The sequence below is a fragment of the Acidiphilium sp. 34-64-41 genome (assembly GCF_002282635.1).
Lineage (GTDB): Bacteria > Pseudomonadota > Alphaproteobacteria > Acetobacterales > Acetobacteraceae > Acidiphilium > Acidiphilium rubrum.
Genome location: NZ_NCJX01000082.1, coordinates 1 through 11,834 on the forward strand (window position 1 = coordinate 1; position 11,834 = coordinate 11,834).

At 63.6% G+C, this 11,834-nt stretch carries 9 protein-coding genes, 1 tRNA gene and 1 pseudogene; 1 reads left to right on the top strand and 10 read right to left on the bottom strand.

From position 1 onward, the window contains the following. Positions 1-320: 320 nt before the first annotated feature. From B7X49_RS14730 to B7X49_RS14755, 6 genes and pseudogenes are all read right to left on the bottom strand, one after another. Entirely contained in the window at positions 321-524 is a 204-nt protein-coding gene (locus B7X49_RS14730; protein WP_286704932.1) for a hypothetical protein, read from the bottom strand. Positions 525-1,377: 853 nt separating this feature from the next. Next, a pseudogene (locus B7X49_RS14735) lies at positions 1,378-2,018 on the bottom strand (transposase); the annotation flags it as partial. 303 nt (positions 2,019-2,321) lie between these two features. Further along, positions 2,322-2,396 (bottom strand) — tRNA-Val (locus B7X49_RS14740). 56 nt (positions 2,397-2,452) lie between these two features. Beyond that, the gene (locus tag B7X49_RS14745) at positions 2,453-3,010 is read right to left on the bottom strand and encodes a hypothetical protein (protein WP_286704933.1); all 558 of its coding nucleotides are present in this window, start codon (positions 3,008-3,010) and stop codon (positions 2,453-2,455) included. Continuing rightward, positions 3,007-4,035, bottom strand: coding sequence for a cyclopropane-fatty-acyl-phospholipid synthase family protein (locus B7X49_RS14750; protein ID WP_286704934.1), 1,029 nt, complete (start codon positions 4,033-4,035; stop codon positions 3,007-3,009). Before B7X49_RS14750 ends, B7X49_RS14745 begins: the two co-directional genes overlap by 4 nt. A gap of 92 nt (positions 4,036-4,127) precedes the next feature. After that, positions 4,128-4,925 carry a DUF1295 domain-containing protein gene (locus B7X49_RS14755; protein ID WP_286839959.1) on the bottom strand — a complete coding sequence of 266 codons (798 nt, stop codon included), beginning with the start codon at positions 4,923-4,925 and terminating at the stop codon, positions 4,128-4,130. A gap of 99 nt (positions 4,926-5,024) precedes the next feature. Between B7X49_RS14755 and moaB the strand changes: the two genes are divergently transcribed. Further along, on the top strand, positions 5,025-5,573 hold the full coding sequence (gene moaB, locus B7X49_RS14760) for a molybdenum cofactor biosynthesis protein B (protein WP_286704936.1): 549 nt from the start codon (positions 5,025-5,027) through the stop codon (positions 5,571-5,573). 144 nt (positions 5,574-5,717) lie between these two features. Here moaB and B7X49_RS14765 read toward each other — a convergent pair whose 3' ends face one another. The 4 genes from B7X49_RS14765 to B7X49_RS14780 form a co-directional block, all read right to left on the bottom strand. Beyond that, entirely contained in the window at positions 5,718-7,481 is a 1,764-nt protein-coding gene (locus B7X49_RS14765; RefSeq protein ID WP_286839962.1) for a hypothetical protein, read from the bottom strand. A 172-nt stretch (positions 7,482-7,653) separates the two neighbouring features. Beyond that, positions 7,654-9,024, bottom strand: a complete 1,371-nt coding sequence (glcF, locus tag B7X49_RS14770; RefSeq protein WP_286704938.1) for a glycolate oxidase subunit GlcF — start codon at positions 9,022-9,024, stop codon at positions 7,654-7,656. A gap of 12 nt (positions 9,025-9,036) precedes the next feature. Further along, the gene (locus B7X49_RS14775) at positions 9,037-10,215 is read right to left on the bottom strand and encodes an FAD-binding protein (protein WP_286704939.1); all 1,179 of its coding nucleotides are present in this window, start codon (positions 10,213-10,215) and stop codon (positions 9,037-9,039) included. Between the two features lie 7 nt (positions 10,216-10,222). Further along, entirely contained in the window at positions 10,223-11,686 is a 1,464-nt protein-coding gene (locus B7X49_RS14780) for an FAD-linked oxidase C-terminal domain-containing protein (RefSeq protein WP_286704940.1), read from the bottom strand. Positions 11,687-11,834: the final 148 nt, after the last annotated feature.

Here is an 11,834-nt window from a genome sequence, read left to right on the forward strand (position 1 = left end):
AATCGAAGCCCAACTCGCCGCCATCAAGCGCAAACCACGTCTCGTGCAATCATTCTTCAAAGCACCAAATGTCGCCTATATTACCGACTGCTGAGTAACGTCGATGTTTCGTTGGCTGAGATGTCGTGGGCTTGGCCAGTCGTTCTGCTGTAGCTACTCATTGTCGTTTCCTTGCCTATAGGGTGACTTTTTGCACGCGATCGCCTCGTCAGATTCGATTGTGAGGTAGTCGCGCAACCATTGCGGAAAGACGCAGTCCATGATCCAGGCGCAGACGGATCGAGACGTCACCATCGACACCCGGATCAACAAGCTAAAGTCTAATGCTTGCCGGCTGCCTTGCCACTTTGCTGATGCGCATCAGTCGAATGCTTGTGGGCAGCACTCGAGTGTTCATGCGCCTTTGTGGAATGCTGCTGGGCGGCGGCGTGATCACCTTTGTCATGGTGTTCAGCAGCAGTATGATGGGCTTTAGCAGCAGTTTCGTGGGCTTTGGCTGCTTCTTTGTGGTTGGAACTGGCCATGTGAGTTTCCTTTGAGTTGATCCGCGGATTAATCCCGTGGTTCGTTCGAGATGGCGGTCGAAAGAGTCTGGTTCAAATGAAATCGCAGCCATTCATTTCGATAAAACGTTGTTTACGCGAAAGTTATTGTACAAATACTGTGGTTCACTGATCACGATTTGCCCACGGATTTCCACGGCAAGATCGCATGGTCGGACAGCAGGGAAGCGTCAGGAGTTTGTGTAACGTTACTGTAGCTGCGTTCTGGTCTTTAGGCTGACGATCTATGCCGGCTGGTGCGGCCGTCGCGTGACGCCCACTTCTGGGCCAAGTCGCGCCAAATTCGGATATCCGGGGCGCCGACGGGGGCGTGAATCAGCGGCGTTGGGGGACAAATCATTCGCAATTAGATCGTCGGGCTCATCTCGCTGTTCTAATTTAGGCGATTGCTGGGCGCGATGATGAGGTTTTTGGGATTGTCGAATTTTTCATAGCGCGAATTCTCGCTGAAGGGCCAACCCGCGACCATGGCATCACTCACTAACGTCAAAATCACCCCTGACGATGGCGTGAGCTCCTGTCCGATAAAGTCTGCCCAGAAAGGGTCTGGCGACGAGCTGCCAGGTTGGAAAAAAGCTTAAGCCCAAGATCAAGAGATTTCGTGAGGCGATGAAGCGTCGCTGTGCGGCGATGCTCAAAGACCAAGGGGATGCGATCATCGTTTTGAAAAAGGCCAACACAAACGTAGCGTTTATGGATCGCGGGGTGTTTGGAACGGTGTACTGTCATAAGGGAGTTGCATAATTTAAGGCATTCGGTCACTCAGATCACCATTCGCCGATCAAGGACCTAGATTGCCAGCACGATATTGCGTGATCAGCAGATCGCGCAGCAGATATGGATACACAGGATGTTGCGGATGTGGCAGGCTTGTCCTTGGTCTTTGACAAATCGGCGCCAGACCCATCTGGCCCAGCAGCCGGCGTGCGCGGTGCCGGCCGATACGCTGGCCGAGCCTGCGTAAATGCAACACCATCTGTCGCGCGCCGTAAAACAGGTGCTCCAGAAGCACCTCGTCAATCAGCCGCATCAGCGCCAGCGTGGCGGCACTCTCACCCCGGGGCCGATGATAAACACCGGAGCGGTTGAGCCCAACCAGCGCGCATTGCCGCACCACCGAAAGCCCCGGATGTGACGACACGATCATCGCCCGCCGCTCGCCCAGGCTCATTGACTGAGCCCTTTGGCCAAAAAATCCCGTTCCACCACCAATTGTCCAATCTTCGCGCGCAACTGGTCAACCTCGGCCGGACTGCAAGCCGCCGCGGGGTCCGGCTTGCCCGAAAAACTCAAAGCCATGCCCTCAATAGCCTGCCTCTTCCAAGCCGCGATCATCGTCTGGTGAACACCATGTTTGGGAGCCAGTTCGGCCAGCGTCAGCTTGCCCTCGATCGCCTCCAAAGCCACTTTCGCCTTGAATTCAGCCGTGTACCGTTTGCGGGTTACCTTGCCCATAAAACCCCGTCCTTTTCGTCACGGGAATAGCTTACAACCCTGTCCGATTTTCCGGGACCAGTTCACTTTTGGTACCGATGACTTTGAGGGATAGCGAAAAAAATTTCGCGCGCCGACGGTTGCCGCCCGATCCGGCCAATGACGCCAGAGAGCAGGCGATCATCAAAAATGCAAACTTCCGGATTGTCACGAAAATGTGATGCGGGGCCATCTAAACCACCTGCTGGCCCGTTTCGCCGTAGCTCTGGCGTATCGGGTCTAAAAGGCGACGTGTGGATAAGCGCCACAAGCCTTTGATTTAGATGGTGGGCGCGACAGGGATTGAACCTGTGACCCCCGCCGTGTGAAGGCGATGCTCTACCGCTGAGCTACGCGCCCGATCCGACCGGTGATCTAGCTTTACCCGGGGATTGACGCAAGAGGGCGCCAATCGGTCACGTCGCCCGGGTCGGGCGGGCGCTGGCGAAGGCGATGCCGAGGAAGCCGACCAGGCATGCCACGCTGAAGCCGTTCAGCGTGATCAGGCTCGAATATTCAGCCCCGCTGTAGCGCTTCAGCGGCACCCAGGTGCTGAACCGCAGCACGCCATAGGCGATGAACGGCAAAGCCGCGATCGCGAGCGAGACGATGCGTTCGCGCTGGTGAAACCCCAGCGTGCCGAGCAGGACGCAGGGGATCAGGAACAGCGCAGTGCCAGAGGCGAACCCCAGCACCGCGCTGCACCACACCGTGTTCAGCACGCCGACCACCGTCAACACCAGCCGGCCCGCCAGCCCGTTGCGCCGCGCGATGGCGGGCACCACCGCCCAGAACGGAAAGGAACACAGCGTCAGCAGGATCGACGGTGCCGCATCGCGCCCGAGCACCGCCCAGAGATAGAGCGGATAGAACGGCGTATTGCCGGCCAGCACCATTGCCACCTTGTTCAGCGCGAAGGTCAGCGGGTCGTCATGCGCGATGTAGCGGCTGAGTGCAGCGAACAGCGACTTCATCCCGCCGGGCGCAGCCGGTAATGGCTGACGCCCCAGGCATCGCCGCCGCGATAGCCGAACAACCCCTCGGTCGCGAGGAAAAACAGCCGCCAGCGGCGCTTCCACAACCCGGCATCGGCTCGGTAGACCGATTGCAGGATATCATCGATCGCGCCCTCATGCCGGTCGTAATTGTCGAGCCAGTCGCGCGCGGTGCGGGCATAATGCGCGCCGCTCCAGCGCCAGTCCGCCTCCAGCGTGAACAGGTCGGGAAACTGGGTGATCAACCCGTGGCTCGGCATGATGCCGCCCGTGAAAAAATGCTGGGCGATCCAATCCGAGCGGTCGTGATGATCGAACCGATAGGTGCCGCGCCGGTGAGAAAACACGTGCAGGAACAGCCTGCCCTCCGGCGCCAGCCAGTGGCGGATGCGGCCGAGCAATTCGCGCCAGTTCGACATATGCTCGAACATCTCGACCGAAACCACCCGGTCGAACCGCGCATCCGTCTCAAAATCGTTCATGTCGGCGGTGATGATCGTGAGGTTGTCAAAACCGCGCGCCGCCGCCTGCGCCTCGATATAAGCGCGCTGCGAGGCCGAGTTCGAAACTGCGGTGATACGTGCGGCCGGATAATGCTCGGCCATCCACAGGCTCAGCGATCCCCAGCCGCAGCCGAGTTCCAGAATGCGCTGCCCATTCGCCAGACCGGCATTAGCGCAGGTGCGTTCGAGTGCGGCAATCTCGGCATCGGCCAGCGTGCTCTGGGCGGAATCATAGAAGCAGGAGGAATATTTCCGCCGTGGCCCGAGGACCAGGCCGAAAAATGCCGCCGGCACCTCATAGTGCTGGGCGTTCGCCGCATCGGGATGCAGCGCAACCGGCAGACGCGCCATCTCGAGCGCAAATTCGCACTCTGTCGTGTCCGACGCATCGGCCAGCTTCCGGTCGGTCCGCCCGACCAGCCCGGCAATGCCCTTGCGGGTCAGGCTGTCGGGGATCGGCAGGCGTTCGGCGACATCGGCCATGGTGGCTGCGAAATTCATCGGTCTCTCCGGGGCAAGGGTCCTACCCCCGGAGTACGCCGCAACGCGGCCATTGGATGATGCAGAATCGACATGTGCCCGATCCCGCATGGTTATTGGCGCTTGGGCGGCAGTGGAATCATCGCACTCACCCTCGCCTGATAGTCGCGGTAGGCGGCCCCGCGCGACTCCACCATTTCCCGCTCCAGCGGTGGCACGCCGGAGATTTTATCGAGCAGCACATACATGAACACCGGCCCAATCAGGGCGAGCAACCCCGGCCACCACAGCCCGGCCAGCGCGATCAGCGGATAGCTCAGCCAGATCAGGAACTCGAAAAAATAGTTCGGATGGCGCGACCACGCCCACAATCCGGCCTCGCACACCTTGCCCTTGTTCGATTTGTCGGCACGGAACGCATGCATCTGCCGGTCCGCCAGCGCCTCACCGCCGATCGAGATCGCGAACACCGCAAGCCCCGCCAAAGTCCAGCCGAACGACAAGGGATGCGGATTATTGGCCGCGGTCATCACGCACAGCGCCAGCAGCCAGGCCACCACCGCCTGGATCATCAACAGCCAGAACATCCGCGATTCGAACGCCGCCCCCCACTCCGCCCGAAACCGGGCATAACGCGCATCCTCATGCGTGATCGCGCGCGTGCGCTGCACGATGTAGCCGCCCAGCCGGGCCGCCCACAGCAGCACCAGCGCCGCCACCAGCAACCGCCGCCCCACCGGCGCCGGACCAATCGGCACCAGCGCGCCAATCGCCCCCGCAACGCCGGTGCCGAACGTCCAGAACGCATCGACCCAGCCCGAATTGCGCGTGCGCTTCTGCGCCGCCCAGGCCCCCGCCATCACCAGAGCCAGAAACACCAGCAGCACGATCGCAAGAATGAAATAAGCCATCAACTTAAGATTCATCGCGCCGGCACCCCGTCAAGAGGGCGGCTTCGGTGTAGCGATAGATTGGCCTATAACGCCATCAGCCCAACCAGGAGCCAAGCCATGTCCCGGATCGACGAAAGCCGCACATTCATCCCCGTCTCCATCGCGGTCATGACCGTGTCCGACACAAGAACCTCGGCCAACGATACCTCCGGCGATACACTCTCTGCCCGCATCACCACCGCCGGCCACCACCTTGCCGATCGGACCATCCTGCGCGACGACGCGGACCTGATCGAAACCCAACTCCGCACGTGGATCGCCAACCCCGCCATCGACGTCGTCATCACCACCGGCGGCACCGGGATCACCGGCCGCGACGTCACCCCCGAAGCATTCGACCGCGTGCTCGACAAACACATCGAAGGCTTCGGCGAACTGTTCCGCATGCTCAGCTACCAGAAAATCGGCACATCCACGATCCAGTCCCGCGCCATCGGCGGCGTCGCCGGCGGCACCTACCTGTTCGCCCTGCCCGGCTCAACCGGCGCCGTCAAAGACGGCTGGGATGATATCCTGCTGTTCCAACTGGACGCCCGCCACCGCCCCTGCAACCTCGTCGAACTCATGCCCCGCCTGCAGGAACATCTCGCCACGACATCGCCTTGATGGCCTATGGCCTTTGGGGTGAGGGGTGGAGTTGAAAGCACCGCCAGGGGCGGGTTGCCGAGCGTAGTGACCGGACCAGGATTGGTTCTGGCCGACGTTGGTCCAGGATCGTTATTACGAAAAATACTGAATTTTGCTGCGATTTTAGAGGCCAGGAGCAATTTCGTGACGCGCATCGGCTGGCATCGGGCGATCGCGTAGCGGGTTGTGGACCTGATACAGGCTGAAGCCGTTCTTGCCGTCGGCTGCCACCAATGTCAGCCATGAAGGCGGATGATGGGCGCTGAGCATCGACCATAATGCGTTTTTCCGCGCGTGACCGGCTAGCGGATCATGCGGACCGCCGGGGCAGAACAGGACGAACCGGGCACCGCTCGCGGCGAACGCGGCTGATTCCCCTGCGGCCGCCGGTGCGCGCCAGGCGTGCCAGGCGCGCAGATAGCCGTCGATACCGTGCTGATACAGCGAACCGACGGCGATGATCCGGGTTCGGTAGAGCAGTTCCGGCACGTCGGCTGGTGGGCTCAGCACCACGGCGCCAGCGGCGGCGCGCATCATCGGCGCGATGTGGCGCAGCCGGCATGAAGGGGGTTTGTCTGGCGTGGGTGATGTGCCGGCAGCGCGCGCGAAGCTCGGTGCGTAGGGTGCGAGCAGAACTAGCATGATGGTGCCGATCCGCGCGCTGGCCGCCCGGCGCGGCTGTGCGGCCCAGCGGGACGAGGCCTCGCACAGTGCCACGGGCAGCAGGGCAGCGGCGAATCCTGCGGGATATTGTTGAAAAATCACGAAGCGCGCGGTGAGCGCCACGCTGAGCGCGATGCCGGTGCAAACCACCAGCCACAACCCGCTGACCATCCGGTCCGGCCGCGCGCGCCAGGCGCGGTGGGTGCCGTAAAGCAGCGCCAACAGCCCCGGTCCCAGCAGCATCGCGGCTTCGGCGAACGAGCGCACCGGCTGGGTTTCCGACATATGGCCGAAAAACACCGTCATGTCCTGCGGCGGAATCAGTGCGTACGGCCCCAGCGCGACGCTGGGAAACATACCAAGCCAGAGCCCGAAGCTGGCCAGCGCACCGGCGATGCCCAGCCAGCCGCGCTGCGACCGGATCGGCAATGCGCGGTCGAGCCCGGCCAGAAAAATCCCCGCGGCGGCGACCGCTGTTCCCAGTGCGGCGTAGACGATCGACAATCGATCGATCTCGACCGCCAGAATCCCGCCGTGCGGCGGATCGATCAGCAGTGCCAGCAGCAGCGTTCCGGCAAAGCCAAGGCCGAGCGCGCGGATTTCGCGCCCGATCGGTCGGAACAGCCACACATAGCCGAGCGCCACGAAGGACAGCAGCACGAACGGCATGGTCTCCGGCATCAGCCACAAGGCGAACCCGCCCGCGATGCCGCTCAGCCACCCGGCACGCAATCCGGGTTCGCGCCCGGCAATGCCCGCGCGCATCGCAAACCCCGCCGTCGCCGCGACGGCGGCGAGTTGCGCGATGTGATAATGGATCACCCCGAAGGACGCGAAGCCGCGAATGCCCGGCAGCAACAGGCCGACCAGCGGCACGATCCATAGCCAGCTTTGCCCCCCGCGCCCGGTGATCGGCGCCCCGGCAAAGGCGAGTGCCGCGCTCAGAAACCCGGCCGACAGCGGCCCGGTTGCCACGCCGGCGATGAGCAACGCCCTATGCCAGCCGAGCCAGGGTGCCAAAGGTGCGGCGAGTGCCACGATCATCGCATCGAACAGGCGGGACCATTCAATCAGCAGGGGTGCGCCCGAATCATCCCGCTGCACCATGTTCACCAGATGCCCTAACCGGAGTCCCTGCTCGATCCGCACCAGCCGCATGAAACTATCGGGATCGATCAACCCGCCATGCAGCACTGACGGCAGGTTCCGGCTGGTCGCCACCATGTCCATCACAGCACCGGCAAGCGCGATCAACCCATACAGCCAAGCCGAATGCCAACGCCCCGGAGCGCCCGGTTCGCATTCACCTGCTGTGATCGTTCCCCCAATCATGGGAACAATTTAGCGCCTAGATATTAACGAATCTAAAACGAATCAGATTTTAGGAACATATCCGTCAGGACCATGTCGCCTCGGCATCGTGCGCCATTGCGGCCGCCGGCCGGGTCGCCGCGATGGTGGCGTCGCTCGGCAGAGTTTCCGGGCGCGGGCCGCCTGCCATCCAGTCCAGCATCACGACGGTGTGGATCGTCGGGATCGCGGTGCCCGACAATTGGGTGAGACACCCGACATTGCCGCCCACGATCGCATCCGGCTTCAGCGGCGCGATCGTGCCGAGTTTGCGCTCGCGCAACCGCCCGGCCATTTCCGGTTGCAGGATATTATACGTCCCGGCCGAACCGCAGCACAGATGCGGATCCCGCGGCTCGACCACCGTAAACCCGGCCCGTCGCAGCAGCGCCTTGGGCGCTTCGGTCACGCGCTGACCGTGCTGCAAGGAGCACGCGGCGTGATAGGCGATCACCATGCCCGGCGGCGGCGTGAGGCTCGGTTGATACTCCAGCCGGACCAGCAATTCGGAAATATCGACCGCCAGACCGGCGATCCGTGCGGCATCCTCGGCCTCCGGCGTGTCGCGCAGCAGAAAGCCATAATCCTTCAGCACAGTGCCGCACCCCGAAGTGTCGGTCACCACCGCGTCGAGTCCGCCGGCGCCGATCTCGCGGGTCCAGGCGGCCACATTGGCGCGCGCGAACGCCAGCGCGGCATCATGCTTGCCCAGATGATGCGTCAGCGCGCCGCAACACCCGGCCCCCTTCGCCACCACCACCTCGACCCCCATGCGCGTCAGCAGCCGGATCGTCGCATCATGAATCCCGGGGTCGATCACCTGCTGCGCACAGCCGGCCAGCAACGCCACGCGCGCGCGCCGCGTGCCTTGCGCTTTGAACACGCCGGGCCGCTCGGTCGAACTCCGCCCCGCCACCGCGCCGGGTGCCAGGTCGAGCATGGCGCGCAGGCGCTGCCCGAGCATGCCGCGCGTCCCGATCATCCCGCGCACCGACCGCCCGAGCGATGCCGCCCGCAGGGCCGCGCGCATCCGCGCCGGATACGGCAGAACCGCCGCCAGCACGGCGCGCAAGGCGCGGTCATGCGCCGGCCGTTGATAGGTTTCCTCGACCCGCACGCGCGCATAATCGATCAGGTGCATGTAATCGACGCCGGAGGGGCAGGTGGTCATGCACGCCAGGCACGACAGGCACCGATCCAGATGAAACGCGACCGGCGTGCTCGCGGGCGCGCCGGTTTCCAGCATGTCCTTGATCAGATAAATCCGCCCGCGCGGGCTGTCGTCCTCGTCGCCCACGGTCACGAAGGTCGGGCAGGTCGCGGTGCAGAAGCCGCAATGCACGCAGGAGCGCAGGATTTTATCGGCGACCGCGATGTTCGGATCGGCCAGTTGATCGAGCGTGAAATTGGTTTGCATCGAATTCCGGTTTCAGGCCGCGAACAGGCGGCCAGGGTTGAGAATGCCGGCCGGATCGAACGAGGCGACCACCCGCTGGCGAATTGCCGCCAGCGCCGGTGCTTCGTGCGGCACCGCATCGACCGACCGGCGCAGTTCGGGCGGCGCGCGCAGCAACCACCAATCGCCCTTGGCCCGCCGCGCCGCACCCACCACCACCTCATGCGCGGCCATCGTCGCCGGCCCGGTCAGGAAGGCGAGCCCGCCGCCCCAATCGAGGTAGCCGAACAACCCGGCGCCATGCCCGGCTTCCAGCACCGCAGCACCGCGCGACGGCCGGACCGAGACCCGCCACACCGCATCACCCGGCTGGATCGGCAGCGGTTCGGCATCGCGCACCGCCCGCCACAACGCGACACTCTGCGCCGTCTCCAGCGTTTCGACCGCGCCGAACTTCGCCCACAGCGCGCCCAACTGGCCGACCCGATAGGTCACCGAATCGGCAAAATCCTCGATCCGCGCGATCGTGATGGCGCGCTCATACCCCACCGCCATCGCCGCCTCCTGCGGCAGAAACGCCGCCCCGGAGACCGAAAACGGCGACCCCAGAGCCACCGCCAGCGCGCGTGACGCGACCTCCGGCGTCAGCCCATACAGCACGACCGTCCCGGTCGCCTGCGGCTTCGGCAGCACCTTCAGCGTCACCTCGGTCATCACCCCCAACGTGCCGTAGGAGCCCGCGAATAATTTGCACAGATCAAGCCCGGTGACGTTTTTCAGCACCCTGCCGCCCGAACGAACCGCCTCGCCCCGGCCGGTCACCGCGCGCATCCCCATCAGATGATCGCGCATCGCCCCCCAGGCCACCCGTCGCGGGCCGGACAGATTGGCCGCGATGACGCCGCCGATCGTCTGGTCCGCGGCATCGAGAAACGCGTAATGCGGCGGCTCGGCGATCAGATGCTGCCCACCCTCGGCCAGTTTCGCCTCCAGCGCCGCCAGCGTCGTGCCGGTGCGGGCGCTAATGATCAACTCCTGCGGCGCATAGAGTGAAATGCCGGCATGATTACGCGTGCTCAGCGTCTCCGCCGTCTGCATCTCGCGTAAAAACCCGGCCTTGCTGCCCAGCCCCTCGATCGACAGCGGCGCCCGATCGGCCACCGCGGCATTGATCGCGGCAGCAAATCCCGCTTCGTCGTCCGGCGCGATCATGGCCGCCTCACGCCGCGTGCGGCAGCGCGTCGGGCCCGGCCGATGCGGTGCCGGCCTGTAACGGAAACACCTTCGCGGTATTCAGCAGCCACTCCGGGTCGAACGCCGATTTCACCCGCCGCTGCGCTTCCAACTCGATCTCGGTGAACTGCACGCTCATCAGATCCCGCTTTTCCACGCCAACCCCGTGCTCGCCGGTCAGGCAGCCACCCACCTCGACGCACAACCGCAGCACATCCGCCCCGAACGCCTCGGCCTTGTGCATGCTGGTCGGATCATTGGCATCGAACATGATCAACGGATGCAGATTACCATCCCCGGCATGGAAAATATTCGCCACCTGCAAGCCGTACTGCACGCTCATCTCGCCGATCCGCCGCAATACCAGCGGCAACGTACTGGTCGGGATCGTGCCGTCCATGCATAAATAATCCGGCGAAATCCGCCCCACCGCGCCGAACGCGCCCTTGCGCCCCTTCCAGATCGCCGCCGACTCCTCGGCCGATTGCGATACTTTCAGACTGATCGGGTTGAACCGCGCGCAAATTTCCTTGATCTGCCCCAGCAGCCAATCCTGCTCAGCCACCGACCCCTCGACCTCGATGATCAGCATCGCCTCGGCATCGAGCGGGTACCCCGCATGGGCAAACGCCTCGCACGCATGAATCGCGGGCCGGTCCATGAACTCCAACGCCACCGGAATAATCCCCGACGCAATGATCGCATCGACGCACGCACCCGCAACCTCATTGCCGTCGAACGCCGCCAGCATCGCCCGCGTGCCCTCCGGTGCGCGCAAAATCCGCACCGTGATCTCGGTCGCGATGCCCAACTGACCCTCGCTGCCGACCACGATGCCCAGCCAGTCATAGCCGGCGGTGTCCAGATGCGTGCCGCCCAATTCGAGAATCTCGCCCTCGATCGTCACGAGCTTGATGCCCAGCACATTGTTCGCGGTCACGCCGTATTTCAGGCAATGCGCCCCGCCCGAATTCATGCCGATATTGCCGCCGATCATGCAGGCCAACTGGCTCGAAGGATCGGGCGCATAGAAAAACCCATCCGCCTCGACCGCCTTGGTGATGCCCAGATTGGTCACACCCGCCTGCACCACCGCATACCGGTCGCGATAATTCACCTCGACGATTTGGTTCATCCGCATCATGCCGATCACCACCGCATCCTCGAGCGGCAACGCCCCGCCGGCCAGCGACGTGCCCGCGCCACGCGGCACCACGCGCACCCCGTTCTGATGGCAGAACCGCAGCACAGCAGCCACCTGCTCGGTCGTTTCCGGCAAAACCACCGCCAGCGGCATCTGCCGATAGGCCGATAACCCATCCGTCTCGTACGGTTTCAGCTTGGTGGCATCGGTGATCACGCCGCGATCCCGCATGATCGCGCGCAACCCCTCATGCACGGCATCGCGCCGCGCCAGCACATCCGGTTTCGGTTTTGGTAAAGTGATCAACGCCGATCTCCCCTTAATGGCGGGAGCCTAACACCAGCAGACCATTACGCCTAGTGTCCCGTCGCAGTGATTATGACGGGTTGATCCAATCCAAGAACGGGTAGTTCCTGCGGCGCGACGAGCATCTGAATGCTGCGAGGGACGCCGG

Bases quoted from the DNA above. Each gene is read 5' to 3' on its own strand.
- B7X49_RS14775 (WP_286704939.1), bottom strand. From the start codon at position 10,215: ATGATCGCGCCGGACGACGAAGCGGGATTTGCTGCCGCGATCAATGCC.
- B7X49_RS14755 (WP_286839959.1), bottom strand. From the start codon at position 4,925: ATGGCTTATTTCATTCTTGCGATCGTGCTGCTGGTGTTTCTGGCTCTG.
- moaB (WP_286704936.1), top strand. From the start codon at position 5,025: ATGTCCCGGATCGACGAAAGCCGCACATTCATCCCCGTCTCCATCGCG.
- B7X49_RS14765 (WP_286839962.1), bottom strand. From the start codon at position 7,481: ATGGTGGCGACCAGCCGGAACCTGCCGTCAGTGCTGCATGGCGGGTTG.
- glcF (WP_286704938.1), bottom strand. From the start codon at position 9,024: ATGCAAACCAATTTCACGCTCGATCAACTGGCCGATCCGAACATCGCG.
- B7X49_RS14750 (WP_286704934.1), bottom strand. From the start codon at position 4,035: ATGAATTTCGCAGCCACCATGGCCGATGTCGCCGAACGCCTGCCGATC.
- B7X49_RS14745 (WP_286704933.1), bottom strand. From the start codon at position 3,010: ATGAAGTCGCTGTTCGCTGCACTCAGCCGCTACATCGCGCATGACGAC.
- B7X49_RS14730 (WP_286704932.1), bottom strand. From the start codon at position 524: ATGGCCAGTTCCAACCACAAAGAAGCAGCCAAAGCCCACGAAACTGCT.